26 protein-coding genes and 1 pseudogene are annotated in these 25,251 nt (G+C 57.0%); 10 read left to right on the top strand and 17 right to left on the bottom strand.

The features are described 5' to 3' along the window. Positions 1 to 297 precede the first annotated feature (297 nt). Positions 298 to 1,701, bottom strand: a complete 1,404-nt coding sequence (locus tag P1K32_RS15425) for an FAD-dependent oxidoreductase (RefSeq protein WP_276250580.1) — start codon at positions 1,699 to 1,701, stop codon at positions 298 to 300. A gap of 204 nt (positions 1,702 to 1,905) precedes the next feature. Here P1K32_RS15425 and P1K32_RS15420 point away from each other — a divergent pair, with 204 nt between their 5' ends. Continuing rightward, complete coding sequence (locus P1K32_RS15420) at positions 1,906 to 2,259, top strand: DUF7522 family protein (RefSeq protein ID WP_276250579.1); 354 nt, start codon at positions 1,906 to 1,908, stop codon at positions 2,257 to 2,259. 32 nt (positions 2,260 to 2,291) lie between these two features. Here P1K32_RS15420 and P1K32_RS15415 read toward each other — a convergent pair whose 3' ends face one another. The 8 genes and pseudogenes from P1K32_RS15415 to P1K32_RS15380 all read right to left on the bottom strand — a co-directional run. Next, complete coding sequence (locus P1K32_RS15415) at positions 2,292 to 2,567, bottom strand: DUF8101 family protein (RefSeq protein WP_276250578.1); 276 nt, start codon at positions 2,565 to 2,567, stop codon at positions 2,292 to 2,294. A gap of 214 nt (positions 2,568 to 2,781) precedes the next feature. Then, positions 2,782 to 3,348, bottom strand: a complete 567-nt coding sequence (locus tag P1K32_RS15410) for a DUF389 domain-containing protein (protein ID WP_276250577.1) — start codon at positions 3,346 to 3,348, stop codon at positions 2,782 to 2,784. 352 nt (positions 3,349 to 3,700) lie between these two features. After that, positions 3,701 to 4,753 carry a tyrosine-type recombinase/integrase gene (locus tag P1K32_RS15405; protein ID WP_276250576.1) on the bottom strand — a complete coding sequence of 351 codons (1,053 nt, stop codon included), beginning with the start codon at positions 4,751 to 4,753 and terminating at the stop codon, positions 3,701 to 3,703. Between the two features lie 39 nt (positions 4,754 to 4,792). Further along, entirely contained in the window at positions 4,793 to 5,380 is a 588-nt protein-coding gene (locus P1K32_RS15400; protein WP_276250575.1) for a J domain-containing protein, read from the bottom strand. Between the two features lie 169 nt (positions 5,381 to 5,549). Further along, complete coding sequence (locus P1K32_RS15395; RefSeq protein WP_276250574.1) at positions 5,550 to 5,732, bottom strand: hypothetical protein; 183 nt, start codon at positions 5,730 to 5,732, stop codon at positions 5,550 to 5,552. Beyond that, positions 5,729 to 5,995 (bottom strand): hypothetical protein, encoded by a 267-nt coding sequence (locus tag P1K32_RS15390; protein ID WP_276250573.1) that lies wholly within the window; start codon positions 5,993 to 5,995, stop codon positions 5,729 to 5,731. Before P1K32_RS15390 ends, P1K32_RS15395 begins: the two co-directional genes overlap by 4 nt. After that, on the bottom strand, positions 5,992 to 6,618 hold the full coding sequence (locus P1K32_RS15385) for a hypothetical protein (RefSeq protein WP_276250572.1): 627 nt from the start codon (positions 6,616 to 6,618) through the stop codon (positions 5,992 to 5,994). The genes P1K32_RS15390 and P1K32_RS15385 overlap by 4 nt, the downstream gene beginning before the upstream one ends. Before the next feature lie 259 nt (positions 6,619 to 6,877). Then, positions 6,878 to 7,189 (bottom strand): annotated as a pseudogene (locus P1K32_RS15380) (PadR family transcriptional regulator); the annotation flags it as partial. 432 nt (positions 7,190 to 7,621) lie between these two features. On the opposite strand from P1K32_RS15380, the gene P1K32_RS15375 reads away from it, so the two are divergent. The 3 genes from P1K32_RS15375 to P1K32_RS15365 all read left to right on the top strand — a co-directional run bounded on the left by P1K32_RS15375 (position 7,622) and on the right by P1K32_RS15365 (position 8,630). After that, entirely contained in the window at positions 7,622 to 7,996 is a 375-nt protein-coding gene (locus tag P1K32_RS15375) for a hypothetical protein (RefSeq protein WP_276250571.1), read from the top strand. A gap of 146 nt (positions 7,997 to 8,142) precedes the next feature. Beyond that, positions 8,143 to 8,451, top strand: a complete 309-nt coding sequence (locus P1K32_RS15370) for a hypothetical protein (RefSeq protein WP_276250570.1) — start codon at positions 8,143 to 8,145, stop codon at positions 8,449 to 8,451. Further along, positions 8,448 to 8,630: a hypothetical protein gene (locus P1K32_RS15365; RefSeq protein ID WP_276250569.1), complete on the top strand. Its 183-nt coding sequence runs from the start codon at positions 8,448 to 8,450 to the stop codon at positions 8,628 to 8,630. The genes P1K32_RS15370 and P1K32_RS15365 overlap by 4 nt, the downstream gene beginning before the upstream one ends. 199 nt (positions 8,631 to 8,829) lie before the next feature. Here the strand turns inward: P1K32_RS15365 and P1K32_RS15360 are convergent, their stop codons facing one another. Then, positions 8,830 to 11,985, bottom strand: coding sequence for an SIR2 family protein (locus P1K32_RS15360; RefSeq protein ID WP_276250568.1), 3,156 nt, complete (start codon positions 11,983 to 11,985; stop codon positions 8,830 to 8,832). A gap of 161 nt (positions 11,986 to 12,146) precedes the next feature. On the opposite strand from P1K32_RS15360, the gene P1K32_RS15355 reads away from it, so the two are divergent. The 5 genes from P1K32_RS15355 to P1K32_RS15335 are packed head-to-tail and all read left to right on the top strand — an operon-like array spanning position 12,147 to position 19,107. Then, a complete protein-coding gene (locus P1K32_RS15355) occupies positions 12,147 to 12,491 on the top strand; it encodes a hypothetical protein (protein WP_276250567.1) in 345 nt (114 codons plus the stop codon). Positions 12,492 to 12,501: 10 nt separating this feature from the next. After that, entirely contained in the window at positions 12,502 to 14,073 is a 1,572-nt protein-coding gene (locus P1K32_RS15350; RefSeq protein WP_276250566.1) for a type I restriction-modification system subunit M, read from the top strand. Then, positions 14,070 to 15,410: a restriction endonuclease subunit S gene (locus P1K32_RS15345; protein WP_276250565.1), complete on the top strand. Its 1,341-nt coding sequence runs from the start codon at positions 14,070 to 14,072 to the stop codon at positions 15,408 to 15,410. Before P1K32_RS15350 ends, P1K32_RS15345 begins: the two co-directional genes overlap by 4 nt. Continuing rightward, the gene (locus P1K32_RS15340) at positions 15,410 to 18,379 is read left to right on the top strand and encodes a type I restriction endonuclease subunit R (protein WP_276250564.1); all 2,970 of its coding nucleotides are present in this window, start codon (positions 15,410 to 15,412) and stop codon (positions 18,377 to 18,379) included. The genes P1K32_RS15345 and P1K32_RS15340 overlap by 1 nt, the downstream gene beginning before the upstream one ends. Further along, positions 18,376 to 19,107: a M48 family metallopeptidase gene (locus tag P1K32_RS15335; RefSeq protein ID WP_276250563.1), complete on the top strand. Its 732-nt coding sequence runs from the start codon at positions 18,376 to 18,378 to the stop codon at positions 19,105 to 19,107. The genes P1K32_RS15340 and P1K32_RS15335 overlap by 4 nt, the downstream gene beginning before the upstream one ends. 55 nt (positions 19,108 to 19,162) lie before the next feature. Here P1K32_RS15335 and P1K32_RS15330 read toward each other — a convergent pair whose 3' ends face one another. The 6 genes from P1K32_RS15330 to P1K32_RS15305 form a co-directional block, all read right to left on the bottom strand. Then, positions 19,163 to 20,500, bottom strand: coding sequence for a restriction endonuclease (locus tag P1K32_RS15330; RefSeq protein ID WP_276250562.1), 1,338 nt, complete (start codon positions 20,498 to 20,500; stop codon positions 19,163 to 19,165). Positions 20,501 to 20,583: 83 nt separating this feature from the next. Beyond that, positions 20,584 to 21,348 (bottom strand): DNA adenine methylase, encoded by a 765-nt coding sequence (locus P1K32_RS15325; protein ID WP_276250561.1) that lies wholly within the window; start codon positions 21,346 to 21,348, stop codon positions 20,584 to 20,586. A gap of 2 nt (positions 21,349 to 21,350) precedes the next feature. Beyond that, positions 21,351 to 21,629 (bottom strand): hypothetical protein, encoded by a 279-nt coding sequence (locus P1K32_RS15320; protein ID WP_276250560.1) that lies wholly within the window; start codon positions 21,627 to 21,629, stop codon positions 21,351 to 21,353. A 171-nt stretch (positions 21,630 to 21,800) separates the two neighbouring features. Next, positions 21,801 to 22,796 (bottom strand): Cdc6/Cdc18 family protein, encoded by a 996-nt coding sequence (locus tag P1K32_RS15315; RefSeq protein ID WP_276250559.1) that lies wholly within the window; start codon positions 22,794 to 22,796, stop codon positions 21,801 to 21,803. Beyond that, positions 22,793 to 23,023, bottom strand: a complete 231-nt coding sequence (locus P1K32_RS15310; RefSeq protein WP_276250558.1) for a hypothetical protein — start codon at positions 23,021 to 23,023, stop codon at positions 22,793 to 22,795. The genes P1K32_RS15315 and P1K32_RS15310 overlap by 4 nt, the downstream gene beginning before the upstream one ends. Positions 23,024 to 23,151: 128 nt before the next feature. Further along, positions 23,152 to 23,358: a hypothetical protein gene (locus P1K32_RS15305; protein WP_276250557.1), complete on the bottom strand. Its 207-nt coding sequence runs from the start codon at positions 23,356 to 23,358 to the stop codon at positions 23,152 to 23,154. Positions 23,359 to 24,229: 871 nt separating this feature from the next. On the opposite strand from P1K32_RS15305, the gene P1K32_RS15300 reads away from it, so the two are divergent. Continuing rightward, entirely contained in the window at positions 24,230 to 24,481 is a 252-nt protein-coding gene (locus tag P1K32_RS15300; protein ID WP_276250556.1) for a DUF7692 domain-containing protein, read from the top strand. A gap of 298 nt (positions 24,482 to 24,779) precedes the next feature. Here the strand turns inward: P1K32_RS15300 and P1K32_RS15295 are convergent, their stop codons facing one another. After that, positions 24,780 to 25,037: a DUF8053 family protein gene (locus P1K32_RS15295; RefSeq protein WP_276250555.1), complete on the bottom strand. Its 258-nt coding sequence runs from the start codon at positions 25,035 to 25,037 to the stop codon at positions 24,780 to 24,782. Positions 25,038 to 25,251: the final 214 nt, after the last annotated feature.

The following is a 25,251-nucleotide window of genomic DNA, read 5'->3' as shown; positions in this document are numbered from 1 at the left end:
GTCCGCGGCGCCGACGGACGGCCGCGAGGCTCGCCGGTCGTATCAGGGGGTACTGGCGGGTGCACTATGCCACATCCAGGCCCCCCAAGGTCCGAATCAACTGCTCCCGATAAGAAAGTTCTTTTTTCGGCGCTCGTTGCCGTCACTACGCAGATATTCGAGGGTTCTCGCGGGCGCCGAGACGACAGTGGTCGTTCTCAGTTGTCGTTGTGTCGCAGAACGTTCCGCGGCGACTTCGGGAAAACGTAGCGATACAGATATCAGGAGCGGGTCGGTCGGGTCGGGCGCACCGGCGGTTCAGTCGTCGTTGGCCGGCACTTCGTCGACGGTGTCGCCATCCGAGGCGCTCGGCGCCTGGACGCCCTCACCGTACGGGAAGTGTCCGATAGTTTCCTCGCGGAAGGCCGCCTCGTCGAACTCGTACTCGCCGTCGAGAAAGTCCAGGAGGGTGTGGGTGTCCCGCATCGCGTTCTTGAGACACGTCGAGGCCCCCGGCGACGGCGTGATGTTGAAGATGACGTCGTCGCCGACGATCTTCGCCTCGCCCATGTCCAGGGACTTTGCCTTCGTATCGACGATCTGTGGACGGACACCGCCGTACCCCTTGGCGCGCTCGATGTCGTCCAGTTCGACGCTCGGGACGACCTTCTGGACGTGCGGGAGGAACTGCCGCGGCCCGACCTCCGGGAGGTCATAGAGCAGGTTCCGGAGGACGTAGGGCAGGAGGACCTTGTCCGAGAGGATGTTGGCGTAGCTGAGGAAGGCGGCGGCGTTCAGCCCGAACACGTCGAGGAAATCGGAGACGGTCGAGATGTTGCCCCGCTCTAAGGCCGGGACGAGCTTCGCCGTCGGACCGAAACGGGTTATGGAGTCGTCGTGGACGTCGGCGTCGCCGTGGACCGCCGCGAAGGGCAGCTTCTTCATCTGCAGGGTGTAGACCTTCCCGTTCAGCAGGTCGTCCGCCAGGAAGAAACTGCCCGCGACGGGGAGCAAGACCTTGTCCTCGCCGTAGCCCAGCTCCTTGGCCATCTGGAGGCTGTGGGAGCCGGCGGCGACCACCGTCGCATCACAGTCGAAGCGGCCCTCGGTCGTCTCGATGGTGTAGCCGTCGAGTGTCGGCGTGATGTCCGTGACCTCTGTCCCGGTGTAGACGTCGACGTTTGCCTCCTCCTCGGCCTGCTCGACGAAGGACTTCGTCGTCTGCCCGTAGTCGACGACGTAGCCGTCGGGCGTCTGGAGCGCGAGCATATCGACGTCGGGGTCCCGACCCTCCAGGACCTTCGGCTCGATGTCCGCGATCTCGTCGCGGCCGATGGGCCGGAGCTTCGGGAACAGGTCGCCAAAGCCCTCGTCGTAGTACCGCTGTTCGAGCTGTGGGACCTCCTCCTCGCCCACTGCCAGCACCATCTTCGAGCGCTTGGCGTGCATCTCGCGGTCCGGGTCGTAATTTTCGAGATAGCCCGCAAGCAGTTCGGCGCCCTCCTTGACCTCCTCGGCCTTCTCGAGGGTGTAGTTCGTCTCGATGTCGCCGAAGTGCAGCGTCTGGGAGTTGTTCGTGTGGTGGGAGTTGATGGCCGCGACCTCTTCTTCTTTCTCGAGGAGCGCGATAGAGTCGATATCGGTGAACTTCGCGGTCGTGTACAGCAGCGATGCCCCGCTGATTCCCCCGCCGACGATTACAAGATCATATTTCCCTGACATGCTTTCTCTCTCGCTACCTGAACGCGTGTTCTCCAGACTGATAACTCATATTTTCTCGGCTCGCATTTGTACAATCACCGAACACCCAATCGACACAGTGTGTAGGCGTGTGTCCCACCGGACTCTCCCGCTACTTCTCGGTGGTTTTGACGACCCGCTCTGGAAACCCGTGTTTTTATTCGTTCTTTCCCTGTATGTTATTGTATGGCACTCCTCGAAGCGCTCCAGCGCGAGGTCGGCGACAATCTCCGGGCCGTTGCCACATACGAGGAGAAAGAATGGGAGCTAGTCTACGAGCGCGATGATATCAAAGCCAAACCCCGAATTTTCGATAAGATACACGAGGAGTTGATTCTGGAGGGGATGGGAACCGAGTATCTGGAAGACGTCTTCGACGTCGGCCGCCTCGACTGTACGATGCACAGCTTCGAGGAGGCGATGTGTTTCCACTTCGTCCGCGGGTCGATGCGAGGTGTGTTCATCTCTATCGAGCCCGACGCGCTGTTGCCACTTGGGGAGTTCGTCGAAATTTGCACGGAGAACGAGATAGAGACGTGAGCAGAACGGTCACCGAACGCGGCGAGGCGTGGTCACTGTGGGAGTCGCTGGGCCATCGCTCGTACGTACTCGATTGTGAGGTCAGCGTCGACGCCGTCCTCGGCGGCTATCGCAGCGGTGACCGCTCCACAGCCGTGCAGTAACTGCGCCCGGCGGTCGCTCTCCGGGAGCTTATTCTGGCTGACTGTCGTGGCGGTTTCAATCGTCTGTCGAACGGTGTCGAACTCCTCGGCCTGTATCGCCGCTTCGGTCTCGTCGAGGAGCTGTGTGAGAACTGCGTGGACGTCGCTCGGGAGGTCGTCGGGCACGGCTATGTGTTCGCCTCCGGGTGTATAGCTCTGGGGTGTCGCCACCAGGGAGGAATGGACACCGACCCGCTATCGGTTCTCCAGCACTCACGTGGCGACATTGCGCGATAGCCACCATCAACGAATCGGTCACAGCGTGACGACCGACGCCCAGCCGGTCTCATCGCCGGATTGGGTATGGGCGTTCGAAACAGGCGAGAGGTACATCGCATCCCTAGTTGGCTGTGTCCGCTTCCCGGTCGCCACGAGCGCCGAGCCAGAGTGTCACCGTCCCGGTTATCACGACCATGCCTGCATTGAGGACCAGCAGGAGTAGGCCGCCACTGGCCCTGGCCGGCGCTCGTGATAGTAACGTTATCCCCGCGGCAGCGGCGGCCGGGACGAGTGCGAGGGCCGCGACGACGCCGACGAGCGTGTCTTGCCGTTCCCTGTCAGTCGTTACCCCCGCTGCGATACCCGCCGCGGCGGCAGCAACGACACTGAACCAGCCGGCCGTAATCCGTTGCTCGAGAAGCGGTTTATCGATGAGGTTCTCCGCAGGCGGGAGCACGCCTGTCGTGTTCAGTGTCACCGTCGTCACGATAGCCCCCGCAGTCGCGGCCAACAGCCCGACCAACGCGACCTTGGCCCCGAATCCGGCTCGATCAAACCGGTTGGCAGCAAGGCCAGCGGAGACGAGTTCCAGCGGCGTCAATGCCGGTGCAATGACCATCGCGCCGATGAGGATTGGAATCGAGTTTGTGAGGAGCGCCACGCCGGCAAGCACGCCGGACATCGTCATCAGAATCAGATACGAGCTATCAAGTGCGACCTGTTCGTTCTTGTTCTCGCACTTTTCGGTAAGTGAGACCCCGGGGCAGATTACGAAGCGGTACGTGTCTACCAGTTGAAACAATTGTGACTATCCGAGAGCATGTGTTAATGAACTATCGTGCATAATATTACACTCACGCTGACCACGCTGAACTGGCAGAACTGTTAGTATGAAACTCCCCCCTCCGCAGAAAATCCGAAAACAGCCGCTATATGTCTGCTACCTTTAGAAAATTTGAAGAACGGAGTGGGGTCGGAGGGTTAGGCGTTCCCGAGGAATTGATAGGTATATTTGCGATTCGACGGACGGCGCGATGGTTCTAATTGTCATTGTCGGCGAATCCAAGTTTGCTGACGAAATCGCGACGGCGGGCTTCGAGCTTCTCGACCTCAGCTGCCTTGTCGTAGTATCGGCGCAGCGTATCCGGGTCGCTATTGACCCGTTTGCCGACAGCCTCGAAGGAAAGACCGCGGTTCAGTTGCCACGTGATACTCCCGGTCCGAATCTGATGGGGCGAGCGTGACGACGGACACTTGCTCGAGTGGTTCAGCTGGGTCCACTTACAGCTCCGTGGCTCCTTGCTGTGCGGACAGGCGGTGTAGACACACGGCAGGGTCGCCGAATAGAGCCAGTTTCGGAGTGTGGACTGGGCCAGCCGGCCCTGGCGACCACAGAACAGGGGTTCGCGACCGTTGTCGTCTCGTTTGCGCGTCCGGACCGATTCGATGTACGTGTCCAGGACCTCACAGACGGCTGTCGGGAGGCCGACTGGCCGCTCACCCTGGTCCTTCTTCTTGAGCGGTGTCGCCGGCGGTCGGTGGCGGAACCAGATGAGTTCCTTCTCGGGGTCGTAGTCCTCCAGGTCGATGCCCCGGAGTGCCCCCAATCTCGCTCCGGTGTACCACGCGATCTCCAGCGCGACGTGGCCGTTCGACGCGTACTCGACGCGTGATTCCCGATAGTACGAGAGGATGCGGTGGGCCTCATCGGGTTCGAGGAGCGTGTCGTCGGTCTCCTCACGCCGGCTGAGCGTCGGGATGTTGACCTTGTACGGCAGCATATCGTCGACGGCCTCGATGCCGGCGGCGTACTCCAGCCAGACCTTCAGCGAGGTCATCTGGCCCTTCATCGTCGTCGGCGCCAGGTCCTGCCCCTGGCGGTACAGTTTGAACTGCTCCAGATGCCAGCCGGTGATATCGCCGATGCAGGTGATGTCCTCCTGGTCTTCGGCCCAGCGGACGAACTGTCGGAGACGGGTCTCGTAGTCCCGCAGCGTCTCCTCCGTGTAGTCCAGCTGCTTGGCGTCGAGGAACTGCTCGTAGACCTGGCGGACCGAGAGGTCGCCGGGGTTATCGATAGGCGGCGCCGTCATCGGGACCTCCCAGCCGAGTCACTGTGTGTCGATGGCGACTCACTCATCATCGAGCAACACCTCACGGGCCTCCCGAACGTTCTGGAGCTCGGCTTCGCTGCCGCCGTGGTCCGGATGGGCCTCCTTCACCCGCTCGCGGAAGGCGCGTCTGATTTCGGACGGCGTGGCATCGCGGTCGACACCTAACACCTCGTGGGCCGACCGGTCGGTGACGATAGCGCCATCCTCGCCACTCGGCAGGCGAGCGTTCGCGAACTCGCTCTCGCCGGTGGTGACCGGGCGGGCCTCCATCTTGCGCTTCTCGCGAACGTACAGGCCCACGGTTCGCACGTTGTCACGGACGCGGCTGTACGCGTCACAGGCGACGGCGAACTGCTCGCCGTCCATCGACCAGCGTAGGACGACGCTGGAATCCGCTGGCTCGGACTGATTCGCGTACGGGTAGTTCGGATTCCTGGACTGGTGGCGCATCGCCGTCTCGAGTCGCCAGTCGTCGACATCCAACCGGTCCAGTTCCACCGCCAGTTCGTCGACGGCCTCGTGGAGTGATACGCGGTACTTCCCGTTCGTGTCTCGCTGTTCGGGGTCGGTTCGTTCGAAGCCGGCCGGCCAGTCGACGTCGCTCATTCGTCGACCACCCCACCGACAGTTTCAGTATGATATTCGCTCTGTGTTTGCATGGGTCTCTTCCCCGACAGCGGGCGTGCCAGGGTTCCAAGCTAGACACGCCCGCTGTCGAGAGGCCCGCTCGGAATCGAACCGAGCCGCCACCAGTGGGCCCAGCCGCACCGTCGTGTTACTCGAACCGCTCTGAACAGCACCGCGTGGCGTCGCCGCGGGAGTCGTGAGACTCGTTACAGAGTGCACAGGCGAACGACTGGCGACGCTCGCGACGGCGCCGGTCGGCGAGGTCGTCCCAGGCTTCTCCCTCGCCGCGTGGCACGCCGACCTCGTCGATATCGAGCCCGTAGTCGGTCATGGGAACATCACCCGAACGCCGTTGAACTCGAACTCGAAGGGCTGGCCACACTCGGGACACTCGACCGGCCGGCCCGAGAGATGAATCCGACCGTTCTCGTCGACGTAGGCTGGCTCGTCCAGCTCGATAGTCTCGGGTTCGTGTGGGCAGGCTTCGGGCTCCGATGGGTCGATGTGGTCGCTCGCGGCGATGCCACACTGGAACTCGACCTCGGTCTCGCCAGCGAGGTGCTTCTCGGCAGGGCTGCGGAGGTCGCCTGTCACGCCGACCCACCCCCCGCGTGCTCGGCGCTCACGTCCTCTGGGTCGGCCTGCATGAGCTTCCCCGCCAGCCCGCCGGGGTTGTTGCCCTTGCTGCGCTTGCGCGGCCGGACAGCCGGCTCGTCGAACCGGGCGCCACAGTCGGGCGCGTTACAGCGCCAGTCCGCGTCGACCTTCGAGGCGGTCCGCTGGGAGCCGACGATGGACTGAATCATCGTCCGGTCACACTCGGGACAGACCTCGATGTCCTGGACGTCTTCGCGCTCGTGGGCCGCACAGCGCTTGCACGCCTCCAGCCCCTCCTCGTTGGCCTCCGAGATGCGGATGCGCTCGCTCTCGGGCATCTGGGCCGCGTAGTAACAGTCCTCGCGACGGTGGTACCGCGTGCGATCCGAGCGCGCGGAGACGATGACCAGCTCGTCGGCGCCGTCGCCGGTCGGGACCTCTGGGTGACAGGTCGCACACGGTTCAGGTTCGTGGTAGGCGACGTAGGACGCCTCGCGGTCGACGGTCAGCTCGGGGTCCTTGATGCGCGGGCAGGACGTGACGGCGTGGAAGTAGTCGTTGCGGGTCGTCCCCTCCTGCATGAGGTGGGTGTCGAAATCGCGCCAGGTCCACTCAGTCATCGGTCTCACCTCGCAGTTCGTCGGCGCGGAGTGACTCGCCCGGGTCGAGGTCGGCCACTGCGTCACACCACAGCGAGTGGGCCTCGTCGACGACGGTCACGTCGTAGGTCTCGACGGTCTGGCGCGACAGGAGCCGTATCTCGCGGTAGGTCTGGCCGGCCTCGACCAGCTCGTCGTGGTTGGTGATGGCCCCACTCTCGTCGGTCTCGAACTCGGCGCCGTCCTCGTAGGTCTGGAAGACCGCCGGGACCTGTTCGTCCTCGCCGCCGTCGGTGACCAGCGGCGCGTCGTCGGTCACGTCCGCGAGGTCGCGGGCCTGGGCCCGCAGTACTGCGCGGCCGGCGTCGGTCAGGCGGTATGCGTTCGTGCGGTCGTCGATGGGCTCGCGCGTCACGAGGCCGTCCTCGACGAGCCGGTCGAGGTTCTGGTAGAGGCGGCTGTGGCCGATGTCGGTCTCGTAGCGCTCGTCGAGCCACGCCTTCAGCGCGAGGCCGTAGGGCTCCTCGTCGACGGCCGCGATGGCCTGCAGGCAGTCCCGGCGAAAGCCCGTCAGCTCGTGGTACGTGGTCATGCCGTCTCACCCATGGTGGGCCGGAAGTGCGATGCCGCCAAGAGTCTGCGGCGGCCGCGTGAACGGGAGCGCAAAATATGCCGGTAGTTTGGCGAGCTTCGGCCTTTCAGTGGTTCTATCGCCCGTTTCACCCGTGAACGGGACGTGAACGGGAGTGAACGGGAACGCCGCCCTCTGGTGATTTGGGAATGAACGGGACGTGAACGGGAGCGGTGGCTACCCGAGTACGTGGTCGGTCGGCGGTGCAATCGTGGGGAGGTTTCAAGACTCCCGGTGGCGATGGCGTTCATGCTGTTTCGACCGACGCGGCGCCCGTGTTGCACCACGGCGTCGCACTCGGTTTTCCGAGCGACACCCGAGGAGCGACCGCGTCGACCTGCTCAGACAGTCAAGGGCGCAACTACTTAGTATTTTGCGTTAGCAAACATAAATATGGTTGAGCAAATACAGAAATGTGCCAGCAATAGTTTCTGGAGGGAATCCGATGGAGACAATATGGGAGCCTCTGATGATGGGGATGTGCCGAAGATTGACACAGAGCTGCAGATTCTGAGGTTTATGTCGGAGTATGATATCCCTCTCCAGCCGCGGCAGGTTTTCGGCGGAATGGTTCTGAATGAGGATGTTACCTTCTCTTACGGCACTCTCCAGAACAAACTGTCTGGATTGGTGGAATCTGGCGACTTGAAACGCGTGTCTATCGACCGTGACGGAGATATTGAAGAGATGGGGCCAGATGAAGGCGGTAGAGCGAACTACTTGATATCTGAGCAGGGCAAACAGCGAGTTGTCGAAGAATACGAATAGCTAGCCCTATTTTGTGTTTGCTAACACAAAGTCTAAGTGCCCACGGATAGTGACTACTACATAGGAACACACGCGCCGCTGGTCGATTTCTCACGAAATCGCCCCGGTGCTGGTACACCGAGGCGCGTGGTTCCAGGTAAGAACCAATGGCTACTACGCAAGCGAATTCACAAGAACGTATCGCACGCGAACTACTGACGCAATCGCCCGGTCTCTTCATCGGCGTCGACGGCGACGGTTGCGCGCACTACTGGGACAGCTACGAGCGCGCGGTCGCCGTGGTGCCTCGCGATGTTTGTTCGGTTGATGGGGCAGAGAAGTTCGAGCTGGCCCAGACGCCGTGTGCATCGTTGGCTGATTGGTGCGAACACGTGCGTGGACAGCGTGGGTGGGCTGTCGGCCCGCGTGTTGGTGGGTCGCTCGTCGGTGACCTGAAGCGGGGGCTGGACCCATGAACGGCTCGTCGGTTGCGGATGCGAGGGGGTTCGTCTACGAGCCTGTTCGTGGTCCGAAGCGGAAAGTCGAGTTCGAGCCGCGCTCGGACGGTGGTTTTGAGCGTGTAGAGGCGGTTTGGACCGGCTGCACATGGCGCGTGACTGGGCGAGAAGTAATCACGTCGATGGGGCGTATTTGACCATCAATTAAAATTTCCTATCGAGAAGAAATATCTTCGTTGATATAAGGCTAACCGACCGTACTAGCGCGAGGAAGCCACCAAAATCTGCTGGGCGATGACGCAGGCCCGTATTTGGCCATAATCAAACGTCTCATGAGGTTCGTACTCGGTCTTTTTGAGATATGGACTCAGATTATTACGCTGAAAATGCTCCAAACTATTGGGGTCGAACGTCCCAAGCACGGGGCCCCTTAGGAGACAGCCCCAATTCAAATTCTACCGGCATACCAGACCTAAGATCCTTTTGTGTATTCTTTTTTCGCGGATCGAAAAACAACCTGTTTCGAACTCCGTCGATACCGTGGTCATAAATGAACCCACGAGTAGATGACGCCTCGCTCACTTTGCCAGTGAACGTTTTTCGGGAACCACCATCCATCCAATGAATATCGGCCCTATACTTTGCCGAATCAGGTGCCATGCGGAATGCTTCTTCAAACTTCTTATCGGCTCTATCAACATCACCATTTATACAATAAATTGAAGCCACATGGTAAACCGATTCCCAGTCCCCCTCATACCCACCTCTCCGATCTAACTCTTTAGCAAGATCATACAGTTGGTCATAGTCCTCGGAATCTAATTCTAATAGTATCTTGATTTTCAGTGCCAAAGCCCCGGTAGGGTAGGATCCAGCTGATAAAGTAGTGCTGAGGTATTCTAAGGCCTGTTCATAATCTTTTTCTTCATGGTATACAGCATTAGCCAAAATATAGTAACCTCGACCGTCATCCTCCGTTCTTATTAAATCATCTGCATATTCCTTTGCTTTCTCCAAATTTTCCTCAATATCTTGCCAAATATTCACCCGAGCCTCTTTTAGCATACGCTTGCCTTCACGGTCAGCATCCTTTTTTAACCCACTATTGATTACTTCAAGGCACTCATTGAATATTTTCATTTTTTCATCTCCCTCTTTTGCCGAAGCTAATTCAGCCAGTATTTTGGCTTGGTTGGTGTAGGAATACAATCCACTTTCAATCGATCTCGCTTTGCGTAGATGACGGAATATTTCTTCTATCTCTTCGTTGGGATATTGACGGTTTTTTAGCGACTCCTTTTTTGATTTCCAAGTTAAATCAGCTAGAGTAGTGAGAATATTTTCTACCGGTTCATCCATGGCATAGGTCTCATCAGACTCCTGTTTAGCCTCTTTTAATAGGTCCAAGTATACAGTAGAGTCTTTGCCAATCTCGAAAAGGAACTTCGCCATATGGTGAATAATCGGTCTCGCAGGTTGCTCTTCTTTTTTTGCTTCAAATGCTTTTTCAAGCGCTTCTACTGAATATGGGACCTCCGACAAAGGATACTTCTTTGAACCCTTGAATATCAGCAATTCTTGAGCGAAATTTGCGTGTAAATCCAAACGGAGGTCTGTTGCCTTTGCCATTCGAACCAGATGCTGGTCAATTCTATCTTGATTCAGAGTTTTACAAATATGTCCTGAAACAACCGAATGATAAAGTGAAACATAGTGTGTGCCTCTTGAATCATACGATTTGTTTATTAGAGAGCTACCTTCTTCTCTTATATCTTCTTCAAGCTCTTGATATGATAGGTCAAAACCATGGAATTTGTTGAGGATTTTTACGCAGACTGGGAGAGGGATGTCGATCTCAACAGATGACGCCACAGCGACATATTCTAATAATACAGATACAACATCAGATTCTATGGAGTCTCGCTCCTCATTTATTATCTGATTAACTGACTCTTTTGTTGGGTGTACCGCCCTATACATTACTGGGAGGAAGCGATTATCATCCTCGTAAATTGCGTCGACTTCAGGGGCACTTACTGACTCTAACTTTGTGCTATTAGTAGTGTCAATTATATAGTCTTTAAATTCCTCTTCTCTTTCTTTACTAACTTTCTCATTAATATCGAATATTTCAAGAACGGTTTTTAGACCACTTGGTTGTGAATATCCGGTAGAAGTTTCAAATAAAAGATAAATGTCTATATCAATAGACTCTTGCAATTCTTCGAACTTGAAGAGATGACGATCTTCAACATATCCGGTCGAAAATAGCACTAAACTGTCAGGTCCATCAACTCCTTTTTTACTTGTCTCAGAATCAACTGCTGAAATGAACTGTTTGACTTTAGACGAGTCTGGAATTGGTTCAGGATTCGAACTAAGAATCTCCATTGCGAGCGCATATTGTTCTCTAACTAGTCGTTCAACAACAGATCTAATTAGGAAAGTTTTCCCTGCACCTGGTGGCCCAGAGACAATTGCTATAGAGGTATTTGATTTATGAAAGCGATTAAGGATTTTATCTTCTTGGTCCCTCTGGAAATGCATCCCTTTGTCAAATGGTAAGAAACTATCAGATTTTCCCTTAAAAAAGTCCTTTGCAGAAATGTCTTCTTTAAATCTATCTTTGAATATCGGGTTTTGTGTCTCCAATAATTCGCCCACATCATCTTTTGACACTTTTACTACACTATTCCCGATTCGGACCCCCTTGATTCTGGGATCATCTGGATCCCTTGCAGATACCTCGTCTATTAGGGCAGGTGCAAAATCTGATAAATTTCCAGAGATTGGCTTAATTCCTCTGCTTTCTAAATAATATTGGTCATCTTCATCATAATCATCCCAATCTCGGAATAACGCATAGTGATCTACTTTTGGTTCGCCTTGGTCGACTATTACTCGCTCTAGAAGGTTTGTAAAAATGTCATCTCTGAAAGAATACCCCAAGAATAGAACAGAGAGGTTCGAAACCTGTCCCATCAATACATCGAAAATTCTGGATTTTTCGTCAAAAGCTTTGGTCTTTTCACCCTTCGTAATAACCATTGAGCCTTTCTCTCCAGCTGGGATCTCAAGGCTTCCCATCAATTTAACACAAAGTAGATTGGCAGGATGACCAGTAGACGGGAATTCATCACCTGTTTTAATTACTCTAATATTTTGGTTATTCTGTTCGGAAATTAATGCGTTTTCTAAAGAGCGGTCATAATTCGTAGTGAATGTTGCATGCCAAGGAAGCCGCGCTAAAGATCTTACGGGCTCACTGAGTTCAATATCCTCCAATTCTGAACGGACAAATTGGTGTACCTCTTCTGCAGAATTTTTTCGGACAATATCGGAGAATACACGAAAGTGTTCAATTTCATGCTCACCATCTAGATCCTCTGGTTCGGCTAATCTAGTAGAATACTCAAAATGCTGCATAGTGTCTTGTAACAAAGTATCCCAATTTGGCCCACCAGCATTGATAGACACGCCTGCACCAGTAAACAAGACGCATTTACCATCCGCGATTTTATCCGCTAAATCGTCAAGGTGCTCTTGGTCCATACAACCGTTTACAGTTTGACTTAATACTTAAGTCTAGGTCTGCTGTGACAACTGACTCCTTGACGAGGTTATTGTTTGTTAAACTTCAAAACGGTACTGAGCTGCTCCGGCATACTGATACCCATCAATATTTACTCTCTCAACCACTCATCCCCCAACCCATGACCGAGTGGATCGTCGACGACCGCGGCGGCGTCTGCCACCAGTGTGACACCGACTTCCAGCGCCTCGCGGGCCACTGGGCCCGCAACCAGTCCTGTACCTATCGCGACCTCGACGACACCCACCACGAGACCATCCGGGGGCTCCTCCTAGGCGACGGCAATCTGGACAACCCCAACGACGGCCCGCCAGCACTCCGTATCAGCTCGATGCGACGCCCACATATCGAGTGGTGCCACGACCAGCTGGGCTGGTCACCCGGGGAATTACCCAGTAGTTTCACCGCCAGAACCTGCCGACGTCCCGCTACTAGTAATAAGCTATTTCCCGTGACTCACTCATGAATTGACCAGCATGAGTGAGCCCGAACAAGAGACGCTACCGGGAGTCGCTGGCGATACCAGCGACACATTGGACCTCGATACACTACGCTCCCATCTCTGGGAAGCTGCCGACATCCTACGCGGAAGTATCGACGCCTCTGACTACAAGAACTACATTTTTGGACTGCTCTTCCTCAAACGAATCAACGACCGGTTCGACGAGGAGACCGAGGAGATCATCGAAGAGACTGGTATCGACGAGGAGATCGTCCGGGACGACCGCGACCTCCACGAAGAGTTCTGGGTCCCTGAACGGGCGCGGTGGGACCACATCGCCGAACAGGACACCGACATCGGTGCGGCACTGAACAAGGCCCTCGAAGCCGTCGAGGACGAGAACGACGCCATCGCCGAGCGGGTCCTCACCACCGTCGACTACAACGACAAGGAACGCCTCGCCGACGCGACGCTGGATGAGCTGGTCACCCACTTCTCGAAGCACCGCTACCGCAACGCCGACCTCGACGACCCGGACATCTTCGGCCGGGCCTACGAGTACCTCATCCGCCAGTTCGCTGACGACGCCGGCAAGAAGGGCGGCGAGTTCTACACGCCCCGCGAAGTCGTCCAGCTACTCGTCGAGTGTGTCGACCCCGATTCGGGCGACCGCGTCTACGACCCCTGTTGTGGCTCCGGTGGGATGCTCATATACTCCGCCCAGCACGTCGAAGAAGAAGGCGGCGACCGCGACGATATCTCTCTGTACGGTCAGGAGAAGAACCTCAATACGTGGGCTATCGGCCAGATGAACGTCCTGCTGCATGAGCTTCAGGACGCCACTATAGAGAAGGGAGACACAATTACTGAGCCGAAGTTCGTCACTGAACACGACGAACTCGAACAGTTCGACCGCGTCGTCGCCAACCCCCCGTGGAACCAGAAGAAATGGAGCAAGGAGTGGGTCCAAGAGAACGAACCGTACAATCGCTTCGAATACGGTCTACCGCCGTCGAACCGCGGCGACTGGACGTGGATTCAGTTGATGCTTGCTTCCCTCTCGGAGGATGGCAAGGCCGGTATCGTCATGGACAACGGCGTCCTGTTCCGGTCGCGGTCGGAAAAGAAAATTCGCAAGCCAATCTTAGAAGAAGACCTTGTTGAAGCAGTTATCGCGCTGCCGGAAAACCTGTTTTATAATACCTCATCGTCGGCGTGTATCCTGATTCTGAACAAGGACAAGCCAGAGGAACTGGAGGGGAAGGTCCAGTTCATCTATGCCGAGGACCAGACGCTTCGGGAGTCCGGCGTACAGGTGTTCGAGGAACTTTCCAACCAGAATGAGCTAACCAAAGCGGGTCTCGACTACCTTGCTCAGACGCACCTCATAGGGCGTGAAGAGGACCACCACAGCAGGCTGGTGGACATGGATGAGATTGAAGAGAACGACTGGAATCTGAACGTCCCGCGGTACGTCGATACGACTGAACCGGAAGACCCCATCGACGTGAGTGAAAAGCTCCAAGAGTTAGATCGCCTGGTCGAGGAACGTCGACAGACTGACGCTGAACTACAAGAGTACATGGAGGAACTGGAATACAAATGAGTCAGATATCGAGCGATTCCAACCCCTCTCGGGAGGGACATCAAATCGTCCAAATCGGACCTGAGAAACTCGCAATACCGAAAGAGTGGACAGTAACAACGATTGATGAAGTAGCGTCGAGATTCATTTCTGGCGGTACGCCAGACTCAGATAACGAGGATTACTGGGGCGGCAGTATTCCATGGACGACGTGCGCTGTTGTTGAGGGGCCTCAATTCGACGGAGAAAAGGATTTCATTACAAAAAAAGGGCTTGAGAGTAGCTCTGCTTCTCTCGTCCCAGAGGGAAGTATCCTGTTTGGAACCCGTGTAAATGTCGCTAATGTTGGTCGAACGACAAAGGAAATTGCCATCAGCCAGGACTTGACGGGAATAGTTCTCGACGAAGAACGTGTAGATCCCGACTTCGTTACTTGGTATCTGCTTTTTAACCAGTCAAAAATACGGGATAGGTACAGTCAGGGAAGTACTATCCAGGGGATGATAACTTCAGATCTGAAGTCTCTGCCACTACTTTTGCCACCATTATCTGAACAGCGCCGTATCGTGGAGGTCCTTTCCAAAATTGAAGAGCAGATACAACAAACTAACAAGATAATTGATAGGACGGAAGATATAGAACGTGGGTTATTGAACGACTTTATTCCACGTGGAATAAGCGAGCAAGGGAAGTTACGTCCATCCCCTAATTCCAATCCAGGGCTGTATGATGAAGTCAGGCGGTGTAAGATTCCATCTGGTTGGGAAGTATCATCGCTACAAGAACTCTGCCAAGAGGATGTAACATACGGAATTGTGCAAGCAGGGCCGCATGTTGAGGATGGTATTCCCTATATCAAGACGGGAGATATGACGGATGGAGAACTAAAATTAGAAGGATTAAGCCGAACTTCATCAGAAATCGCCGAAGATTACAGTCGTTCGGAAATCCGAGAAGGAGAACTCGTAATTGCCATTCGAGCTACCGTCGGTGTCGTACACCAAGTTCCACCAGAATTAGACGGGGGGAACCTTACGCAAGGTACTGCTCGAATTTCGCCTGATGATTCGATAGATAACCGGTATTTGTTGTGGGCAATCCGGTCAAATGTCGTCCAATCTCTGATAGACGCTCGGACAAAGGGATCCACATTTAATGAAATCACATTGGGTGCATTGCGAAAGGTGCCAATTCCTCACCCCACCAGCTTGAAAGAACAAAAAAAGATCACCGAAAGACTGGATTCGGCCTCTAAAAAGTTGGACGAGGAACGGTCGTACATGAGAGAACTAAAAAATGTTAAACGCGGCCTCATGCAGGACCTTCTGACTGGCAAGGTTCGCGTCAACCCCGAGTAATGCCCAACGAGTACACCGAGTCCGAACGTCCTGCTCTCAATACCCTCCACGAACTCGGGTGGGATGTCGTCGACCAGCAACAAACGATGTGGGAAGACCCCCGTGAGACCGAATCCTCGGCTGTACTTGAACCACGACTCCGCGACGCCGTCGAAGACCTGAATCCGTGGCTCACCGAGAACAACCTGAATAAGGTCGTCCGCGAGATTCAGCAGGTTGCCGGGACCAGCGCGATGGACGAGAACGAAGAGATACACGAGAAGCTCGTCCGACACACCTCGGTCAAACAGGACCGCGGCCACGGCGCGAAACACCAGACGGTGAAGTTCATCGACTACGAGACCCCGGAAAACAACGACTTCTTCGCGCTCAACCAGTTCCGTGTGGAAGGCACTGTCGAGACCATCAAGCCCGACATCGTCCTGTTCGTCAATGGGCTTCCACTGGGGGTCATGGAGTGTAAGTCACCGACAGTCGCCGAACCCAGAAGCGACGCGCTGGAACAGCTTCAGCGGTATCAGAACGAACGGACAGAGACCGGGAGCGAAGGCGCTGAAGAGCTGTTCCGCTACAACCAGTTCTCTGTGGCGACGTGGTACGAAGGCGCGGTCATGGGGACCTACAAGACGCCGAAAAACCAGTATAAGCCTTGGCGAGACCCCTACCCTGCGACCGACGAGATACTCGCCGACCGCTTCGGCGTCGACTACGTCTCCCCACAGCACCGGATGCTGTACGCGCTGTTCGAACCAGAGCGCCTGCTGGACCAGCTCCGCCACTTCACCGTCTTCGAGAACAAGCAAAGCGGGACCGTGAAGATGGTCGCCCGGTACCAGCAGTACCGCGCTGTCCACAAGGCGCTAGAACGAATCGACAAACGCGGCCGACAGGAAGCACAGGGCGGCGTCATCTGGCACACTCAGGGGTCGGGGAAGTCCCTGACCATGCTGTTCCTCGGGCTGAAACTCCGCCGGGCGAAACCCGACCCGACGCTACTGTTGGTCACTGACCGTTCAGCCCTCGACGACCAGATTCACGCCACCTTCGAACGCTGTGGCTTCCCGAACCCAAAGAAGGCCAAAGACATCGACGACCTCCGGGAGAAGCTCCGGCACAACGCCGGAGAGACCATCACTACGCTCATCCAGAAGTTCCAGACCACGGACGACGAGGGAGACGAGTTCCCCGTGCTGTCTCGCGACGAGGACATCTACGTGATGGTCGACGAGGCCCACCGGACCCAGTACAAGCAGCTGGCGAACAACATGCGGACCGCTCTTCCCGAAGCCTTCTACGTCGGCTTCACCGGAACGCCCATCGAGAAGGACGAGCGGGACACTCGCCGGACCTTCGGGAACTACGTCGACACCTACACCATCGACCAGTCGCTCGAAGACGACACGACCGTCGAGATACTCTATCAGGGCCGACTGGCCGACATCCACCTCGAAGGCGCGGACCTCGATAGAGTGTTTGACCGTGTGTTTGACGAGTACGACGAAGACGAGAAGGCCGAAATCAAGAAGCGATACGCCCGCGAGAAGGACCTCGCTGAAGCCGAGTCTCGAATCAAACGCGTCGCTCTGGACATCGTCGACCACTTCGAGGACCAGATAGCCCCGCCGTTCAAAGGGTTCGTCGTCACGCCCAGCAAACGCGCCGCCATCCGGTATAAGAAGAGACTGGATGAACTCAACGGCCCGGAGTCACGCGTCGTCATCTCCCACGATCACAACGACCCCGAGGAGGTCAAACACTGGGCACCGTCGGACAGCGAACTCAGCAACTACAAAGAACAGTTCGTCGACCCACACGGCGACGTGGAGCTGCTCATTGTCTGTGATATGCTGCTGACGGGGTTCGACGCTCCAGTCGCGCAAGTGATGTACCTCGATAAGCCGCTCCGCGAGCATAATCTCCTACAGGCAATCGCGCGGGTCAATCGGCCCTTCGAGGACAAGAACTACGGTCTAATTGTCGACTACTACGGCGTCTCTGACGACCTGAAAGAGGCGCTGGCGATGTTCAGCACCGACGACGTGGAACGGGCGATGATTCCCTTCGAGGACAAGGAACCGGAACTCGAAGCCGCCCACAACAAGACGGTCTCGTTCTTCGAAGATCTCGACGACGTTGAGGCGTGTCTTCAAACTCTCGAACCCGAGGATACCCGTATCGACTTTATGAACGCCTTCAAGCGGTTCTCGAAGCTAATGGATATTGTCCTCCCCGACCCCGCTGCCAACCCCTACAAACAGGACCTTGACCGTCTCAGTCACATCTACGGCCGGGCGAAGGAACGCTACCGCGACGATTCGATGAATCTCGAAGGCTGTGGGGCCAAGGTTCGCAAGCTCATCCACGACCACATTCGGTCGTCCGGTATCGAGGTGCTCAACGATGAGCCGGTCTCAGTCATGGAGAGCGGAGAGTTCGAGAGCCGGCTAGACGATTTACAGGATGACGAGGCCAGGGCCAGTGAGATGCGCCACGCTCTCGAACACGAAATCAACGTCCGGTATGACGAGGACCCTGTCCACTACCAGTCCCTACAGGAACGCGTCGAGGAACTCATCGAACAGTACAAGGAGAGTCGCCTGACCGACCGGGAAGTCATCGAAGAGCTACGGGATATCCTCAGCGAGATGCGGAACCGCGATCAGCAGGCCCGCGAGAAGGGTCTCGACGACTCGACAGAACTGTCGTTCTACCACGCCCTCGAAGACACGCTCCGAACGGACGACCGGGATGTCGACGAGGAACGACTCCTCGAACTGACCGGCGAAATCGTCGCCAAAGTCGAAGACATCGTCTCCGTCGTTGAGTGGAAACAGAAGGTGAACGTACAGAACAAGCTCCGGAAACAGGTGAAGATTCAACTCTACAAGTCTGACCTCGATCTGACCAGCGAAGAACGAGACGCCCTGACAAACAGCGTCATTGAACTCGCTCGCGCCCACTACAAATGACCCGCCAATACCACATCGGCCAGACTGTCGTTCCCTACGAGATTGACTGGTCGGAAGACCGCGAGACAATCGGGCTGTCAATCGACTCTTCAATGGAGTTGACCGTTCAGGCACCGATGAGTGCGACACTTTCGGATGTTGAGTCAACACTTGATGACAAACAGCCGTGGATACTCGAAACGCTGTACGGACTCGGCGAGCAGTCTGACCCGCCGTTAGACAAGGAGTTCCTGAGTGGGGAGAAGCTACTTTATCGGGGCCGTCAGTATCGTTTGAAGGTTCAGGAGGCCGATGTCCCCGAACCGACGGTTTCGTTCGACGGGAACGAGTTTACTCTACAAGTCCACCGATTCGACAAGCCCGCTGACGGAGTGAGTGTCCGGCGGAAGCGACAGGCTGTGGTCGACTGGTACTACAAGCAAGCAGAGAACGAACTGCGAGAGCGTTTTGAGACCCACGGACCGAAACTTGGGGCAACCGACGTATCCGTGGAAGTTACTGACTTCGACGACCGTTGGGGCGAATACGAGGACGGTGTTATTCGTCTCCACTGGCGGCTGGTTCTTGCCCCCGTTCGGATTCAGGATTACGTCGTCGTCCATGAGCTCGCCCACACGAAACATGACCGGCATTCAGCAGGGTTCTGGAACACAGTGGGTTCAGTTATTCCCGACTACGAGGACCGACGTGAGTGGCTACGTCTCAACGGGAACACACTGACTGTCTAATCTCCTTACTCCGGGTTGAGCGATACAATTCGATGATTAGTTGGTCGACTCTACTTCAGCTACCATGCGCAACAGAATCCTCTACAAATAGACCACCATACTTCTCCAGGACCTCCCGCCCAACCGCCGCAGAGGTCGTCAGCCGATACCCGTCCTCGCCCCGCTCGACGACCCCGAGCGCCGGATGCGACAGCATCACCAGCGAGTCCTCGATTGCCGCAGTGTCGGGCACGCCGTCGTCGAGCATCCCGACGAGGATGTGATGAATCTCGGTCGCCGTGTGCCACCCGCCGCCCCGCTCCAGCGCGTCGAGGACGGCCACCAGCTGCTCGGCGGCCGCGAGTCGAGCCCCGATGATGTCGTCGATCTCGTCGAGGCGGTCGTCCTGGAACGCCCCCGGCTCGAACAACACCGGCGCGATTGCCTCGGGCGTCAGCCCGTAGCGGTCCGCTCGCTCGACCAGCGCCCCCAGCCGCTCGGCGTCCAGCAACACCAGCCCGTCCCGGTTGCCGTCGTCGATAGCGGCCGGCCGGAAGCCCGGCGCGACTACCACCGCGTGCTCGGCCCCGCGTGCGTCCCGGTGGCCGCGAATTCGGGAGGCATCTGGCGACTGTAACGACCCACTACCGCGGGCTTTGACCTCGATAATCGCGTGGACCGGGTCGGTCACCTGGACGTCGGTGTCGTCACCGCCTTCGATCCACTGCGCGTCGAAACCCAGCCGTGAGAACGCCTTCGCAACCAGTTGCTCGAAGGTGTCCGGGTCCGAGCCGTCCCGACTGGCGTCGACGAGGCGGGAACCCAGTGCCATCTCGACGTTCTCACTGTCGGTCTCATCGTCGTCCTCATCATCGTCGACGATGTGCACCTTCGACCCCGATTCGGTGAGCTCGCTAATCGCCGTCTCGACCGACCCGTAGGCCTCCCGCACGTCCTGAATCCGACTGTCAGCGACACGAGTGAATCCCTGGGGTCGGTAACTCTCGTCGTAGCCGACGAGTTCGTTGAACGGTTCGATGTCGACGTCTATCTCCTCGAAGTCAGTGAAGAAAGTGAGATACTGCCACGCGTTATCGATGTCCCACGGGTTCCCCTCGATATCATAGAGATGCTCGGCGAGGTCGAAATCGTCGAGCGTGTTCAGGACTCGTGCCTGCGCGATGAAGCCACCGTCACGGTACACGAGAACGATATCACCCTGTTCGACGTTCTGCCACTTGTCGGCGACAGAGGTCCCCCAGAGACGAATCGGCTCATCCTCACTGGCTCTGGCGGTAAACTCCTCGTCGAGAAACTCACTGAGTTCCGACGGCTGGTACCCTTCCTGGACCGAGCGGAGATAGTCCTCGTAGGCGTCCTCGCGCCCTGCTGTGAAAATCACGACACCGGCCATTTCTAGCCTAGCAAATTGGTCAGGAAAATAAGTCCATCGGGGAACCGCCAGGTGGCGATATTAGCCCAAAGATGGCGTGTAATTCAACAGCAGATGCTGTCGCTTTTCGTTCGCTGACCCGCTCTTACCGCTGTTGATGAAGTCTTCTCGCCCCGCGCCAGCACCTCGAACTCCCTAGCGCCGTCGGGCAGTTCCTGATACGAACAGAGCCCATACCCATCCAGTCCACCCAACACTTCGACCAGCTCGCCGTGGTCGATATCGCTGGCCGGATAGTACGCCTCGGCGCCCACGTACGGCGGGTCGAAGTAGAACACCGTCTCCGCGTCGTCGTACTTCTCGACGAGGTCGCGCCAGTGCAAATTCTCGAGGACGACGTCGTCGAATCGCTCGGCGAACTCCCGAAGCCGTTCAATCTTATTCGAGAAACTCACCGCCCGACTCGAGACCTTGCTCGTCGCGAAGCCGTTGACCGAATCGTACCCGCCACCCCACTGCGTGTAGCGCAGATAGAAGAACTGGCCGGCCCGCTTGACATCGTCCTTCGGGCGGTACCCGCGATAGTACGCTTTCGCCCACTCTGAATAGACCGCCCGCGAGTACGGGACCGCCGAGAGCCACTCGACCAGCTCCTCGGGCTGTTCCCGCAACACGCGAAAGAAGTGCACGAGGTCCTCGTCGAGGTCGTTGTACACCTCCACGGTGCTCGTCTCGGGGTCTTTGTTCGCCAGCACACCAGCCGCGCCACCGAACACCTCTACGAAACAGCGGTGCTCCGGGACGTGCTCCAGAATCCACGAAGCCAGCCGGCTTTTCCCACCAGGGAAGGGAAAGACGGCGTCGGCCACGGTCAGACCGCCCCCAGTTCGTCGACGTGAACGCCCGCATGGTCGGCAAGCAGGTCCAGGACCCACACCGGTGGGTCGACAGCACTGTGCAGCTCGGCTGCCGCAGTCGTCGTGAGCGGCGACGGCACACCCTCTGCGTCGATACCGAACAGCCACTTCTCGCCAGCGTCGACCTCGATACGACTGGCGTACTCCGGGTCGGTATCGAACACTCGGATGGTGACGGTCTCGCCGTCGATGTTCGCGGTTATACTCCGCGTCGGTCGCTGTGTACGCGCCATACACCGACTCGAACTAGACCGACTAGTAAAACGCTGAAGCGGCCGCGTGAACGGGAGCCGAAAATCGCCAAAATCCATGCCCAGATCGGGCGATTCAGGTCCAGAACGGTCTATATTCGGCCGATGAACGGGACGTGAACGGGAGTGAACGGGAACGGCGCTGTCTGTCGATTATCCCAGTGAACAGTACCGAGTCGCCGACCCCCTTCCAGTCGTCTCGATCAGGTCGTACTGCCGGAGACTCTTGAGATACCGCCGACGACTCGGCCGTGATTTCGGCGACGACGACCGCGCTTCGTACCGCTGGTGCAGCGTCGCCGCTCCAATTTCGCCGGCCTCGTCGATAATCTGATACAGCAGCCGCTGATGGGTCCCGAGTGAACGCACACGGCGCTCGCGCATCTCGGCCTCGGCGTCCTCGACGACGTCGTCGACTACGCCGGTCGTCAGCCGACGTAACTCGCGCGTCTCCACTCGGTCAGCTGCCCGGCGGAGAATCGCGATGGCCCGCCGAGCGTCACCGGCAGCGAGGTCGGCAATCGACTCGACGGCACTATCGTCGACACGCGACCCGATCAGCCCGTGCGCAATCCGACTCTCGAGGATATCGACCAGCTCACCGTGGCTGTACTTGTCCAGCCGTATCGTCGCTGCGCTCTGCATCCGAGATTTTGCCTGTGAGCTGAGTGCCGTGAACCACTCGTCCTCGTCGATGGTGATACACACGAGCGAGACGTTGGGCACCTCCCACAGCGCCAACAGCGGCTGCTCATCCAGAACGGCTATCTCGTCCAGGACGAGTATAATCTGGTCCTCACACCGACGCAATCGGTCCAACGCTCGCGAGGAGTGTGTTCCCTCTCGCTTCAGGTCGGCCCCGAGTCCAATCTCGCGAACGCATTCGTGTAACACTGCAGCCCGCGAGTTGTCGGCCATACAGTTCACGTACCCCCACCGGAAGTCCAGTACCTCCCGTTCCAGCTGGGATATCGTGTACTTGGCGAGCGTCGTCTTGCCGGCGCCGCTGGGACCGAACAGACACACGTCTTCAGCCTGGTCCAGCGCCGACGGGGCAAGCACGGCGGAGAGATGGTCGATGTGACCGTCTCGGTGGTGCAAGTCACGCGGCAGGAAATCGGGCCGTAGCGCCCGAGCATCGGTTATCATCGGTCGCGCTGCTCGGGCGGTGTGACGACCACCGTATTACCCGACTCGCTGGCGTCCATCAGCTCAGCGTAGTGATACCCCTCGTTGCACGCCCCGCAGTAGACCGTCGGGCCGTCGTTGTCCTGGATCGAGGCGTGCCCGCGTGGACACCGCATCCGCCAGCCGTTCGCTATCTGGCGGGAGATTTTATTCCGCTCCTGCTTGGAGAGTCGCTCATTCGAGCCCATGGCCGATCTGTTCGTGGTTGTCGATTGACCCACAGCGAGGGCAATTGACCACACCGACCAGCGAATCCGCGAATGCATGGGTACAGGCGCGGCACCGATACTCGACGGACAGCTCGGACTGACTGGCCTTACTCATCGCCCGCCTCCGAAATCTTCCGACAGTACTCGGCAGCCGCCTCGGCCGCGGTCTCGCCGTGACCCTCGACGGCAACGCCGCCCTGGGTGGCGAGCCAGTTGCCGTCGTCCTGTTCTTCGAGGACGATCGTCGTCCAGTGTTGCTTGTGGGTATGTAGTTCGTGGTCTCTGACTACCTCGTCGTCGTAGGTCGCTCCCATACCCTGCTAGAGCAAGGATTCTGTAAAGAGGGCGAGCCACGGGTGCAGAGTGGAAGTGAAAGTGAACGATTGGAGTAGATGACCTTCTAGCAAGTTTCCAATATGTTATAAATATTCAATACTATGTCGTTCCTCGCTTTATTTTGGCCACGTATATGGCTGTGAGTGATGTTCCCTATATATTTGAAGAACACACGGCCGTTTTACTCCTATACCCCTCAGTCATTCATGGTTATCTATTTCACTATACTGGTGAGTTACTCTATCTAATTCTCGCACTCTGCGGGCTAATCTACCCGTCAATCGAATTCGCTCTAAAGTACCAACATGAGCTGGAAGAGGATATGTTTGATTATGACCGACCACAATTAGAGCAGCTCAATCATTACTTTTCTATTGCATTTGTGGTTCTAATATTGATTCACCTGCTCGGAATTCTGGGTTTGATATACAATATGAATAGCGAAGATTATATTATGGTCTTCCTGTTTTTGGGAGCGGTTTTTATTTCTTTAGTTGGGATTATTACCAGTAGAACGTCAGAATTGGCGACTAAAGTTTTAGAAATAAGTGGACGAGGAACTACAGATAGTGACCAATACCGAGACAACGAATAACAACTCGACTGCCCTTCTACAATTGTTATCTCCCAGGGGTCGCGTCTCGATTTCAGCCGAATCCCGAATATGAACACGAACGGTCGCTCGCCGTGTTCACCAGCACCCGGTCGCGACGGTCGCGCCTGCTCGTTCACGGCCGACAACCTACCTGATTCGGAGTGAGTATATAAGCAATCGCCGTTTCAGTCACCGCAAAAATCTAGGATATCGCGCTCGTGTTCACGAGCATGGGACGTGACCGGCCAAAATCGATGAGAATTCGCTTCGACGAGGGGAACGAATACCGCCTCGACGCTATCCAGGGCGCCGCCGACCTCTACGACCGGAACCGAAGCGATGCCGTAGCGCTCGCCTGTGACGATATGGCCCGACTCGCGGGTGTGCTGGAGGACTTTCTGAGCCGGGACGACCTCACCCGTGGCCAGCAGCGCGAGCTGGCCGACGCCCTGGACCGGGCGCTATCGCTGGAGATTGACGTTCGACAGAAGGTTGAGATACGGTAACCTCATTTCCCGTTCCTCAAGAGCTACGACGTTAGCAGACACCCCGATTATCGAAAGATTCCCCAGACAACGGCTACAAACACGATGAAACCCATAATCATCAAGACTGGCTCTGTCCACCATGGAATGCCGTTATAGGCCGACTGAAACATTGAATCAGGGTAGTCATGGATGCTGAATAAATATAGTGCCGCTCACGACACACCCCACGGGATGTACCCTCACTCGTGCCACCGCTCGTACTGTTAGATCTCCGCGCCGCAGTTCCGACACTCGCGGCTGTGCTCGATATCCGGCATCATTCACCTCGCCGCTCACCAAACACGTCCTCGTCGAGAATACGCTCGGCGGCCAATCGCCGAACGACCTCACACTCAGCCAGCTCGGGGACGTCACCGTCACAGACACGGACCACGTAGGCCCGCTCGCCGAGTCGGTCGACGGTCAGATGGTGCTCCGAGGGCTCGCCATCGTCATCGAGGAGCCCATCGCGTTCGAGGTCGTCTTTGGGAATCGTCACGACGCCGGACCCATCCCGATTCTGTAGCTTTTGCATCGTCACGCGGAGGGCCACGGCTTGGCACTTAAACGTAACTTACGTGGCACCTGCGGTGACACGCGAGTGCACTCAGACGCGCCTTTTTACCGGACACCGTGGTCGCGCGAATAGCCCGCGGCGAACCCGCGGGTCGTACCCCTACCCATGGACCACGACCACGAACGCGGCACTGAACCACAAGAGGGCGCGGGCGAACCTAACCCTCCGAACT

Origin of the sequence: Haloarcula rara (assembly GCF_029338235.1) — an archaeon.
GTDB classification, from domain to species: domain Archaea; phylum Halobacteriota; class Halobacteria; order Halobacteriales; family Haloarculaceae; genus Haloarcula; species Haloarcula rara.
The sequence above is the reverse complement of the archived record's forward strand: the minus strand, read 5'-3'. Positions and strand labels throughout refer to the sequence as shown.

Bases quoted from the DNA above. Each gene is read 5' to 3' on its own strand.
- P1K32_RS15425 (WP_276250580.1), bottom strand. From the start codon at position 1,701: ATGTCAGGGAAATATGATCTTGTAATCGTCGGCGGGGGAATCAGCGGG.
- P1K32_RS15420 (WP_276250579.1), top strand. From the start codon at position 1,906: ATGGCACTCCTCGAAGCGCTCCAGCGCGAGGTCGGCGACAATCTCCGG.
- P1K32_RS15410 (WP_276250577.1), bottom strand. From the start codon at position 3,348: ATGACGATGTCCGGCGTGCTTGCCGGCGTGGCGCTCCTCACAAACTCG.
- P1K32_RS15405 (WP_276250576.1), bottom strand. From the start codon at position 4,753: ATGACGGCGCCGCCTATCGATAACCCCGGCGACCTCTCGGTCCGCCAG.
- P1K32_RS15400 (WP_276250575.1), bottom strand. From the start codon at position 5,380: ATGAGCGACGTCGACTGGCCGGCCGGCTTCGAACGAACCGACCCCGAA.
- P1K32_RS15395 (WP_276250574.1), bottom strand. From the start codon at position 5,732: ATGACCGACTACGGGCTCGATATCGACGAGGTCGGCGTGCCACGCGGC.
- P1K32_RS15385 (WP_276250572.1), bottom strand. From the start codon at position 6,618: ATGACTGAGTGGACCTGGCGCGATTTCGACACCCACCTCATGCAGGAG.
- P1K32_RS15375 (WP_276250571.1), top strand. From the start codon at position 7,622: ATGGTTGAGCAAATACAGAAATGTGCCAGCAATAGTTTCTGGAGGGAA.
- P1K32_RS15370 (WP_276250570.1), top strand. From the start codon at position 8,143: ATGGCTACTACGCAAGCGAATTCACAAGAACGTATCGCACGCGAACTA.
- P1K32_RS15365 (WP_276250569.1), top strand. From the start codon at position 8,448: ATGAACGGCTCGTCGGTTGCGGATGCGAGGGGGTTCGTCTACGAGCCT.
- P1K32_RS15360 (WP_276250568.1), bottom strand. From the start codon at position 11,985: ATGGACCAAGAGCACCTTGACGATTTAGCGGATAAAATCGCGGATGGT.
- P1K32_RS15355 (WP_276250567.1), top strand. From the start codon at position 12,147: ATGACCGAGTGGATCGTCGACGACCGCGGCGGCGTCTGCCACCAGTGT.
- P1K32_RS15350 (WP_276250566.1), top strand. From the start codon at position 12,502: ATGAGTGAGCCCGAACAAGAGACGCTACCGGGAGTCGCTGGCGATACC.
- P1K32_RS15345 (WP_276250565.1), top strand. From the start codon at position 14,070: ATGAGTCAGATATCGAGCGATTCCAACCCCTCTCGGGAGGGACATCAA.
- P1K32_RS15340 (WP_276250564.1), top strand. From the start codon at position 15,410: ATGCCCAACGAGTACACCGAGTCCGAACGTCCTGCTCTCAATACCCTC.
- P1K32_RS15335 (WP_276250563.1), top strand. From the start codon at position 18,376: ATGACCCGCCAATACCACATCGGCCAGACTGTCGTTCCCTACGAGATT.
- P1K32_RS15330 (WP_276250562.1), bottom strand. From the start codon at position 20,500: ATGGCCGGTGTCGTGATTTTCACAGCAGGGCGCGAGGACGCCTACGAG.
- P1K32_RS15320 (WP_276250560.1), bottom strand. From the start codon at position 21,629: ATGGCGCGTACACAGCGACCGACGCGGAGTATAACCGCGAACATCGAC.
- P1K32_RS15315 (WP_276250559.1), bottom strand. From the start codon at position 22,796: ATGATAACCGATGCTCGGGCGCTACGGCCCGATTTCCTGCCGCGTGAC.
- P1K32_RS15310 (WP_276250558.1), bottom strand. From the start codon at position 23,023: ATGGGCTCGAATGAGCGACTCTCCAAGCAGGAGCGGAATAAAATCTCC.
- P1K32_RS15305 (WP_276250557.1), bottom strand. From the start codon at position 23,358: ATGGGAGCGACCTACGACGACGAGGTAGTCAGAGACCACGAACTACAT.
- P1K32_RS15300 (WP_276250556.1), top strand. From the start codon at position 24,230: ATGAGAATTCGCTTCGACGAGGGGAACGAATACCGCCTCGACGCTATC.
- P1K32_RS15295 (WP_276250555.1), bottom strand. From the start codon at position 25,037: ATGCAAAAGCTACAGAATCGGGATGGGTCCGGCGTCGTGACGATTCCC.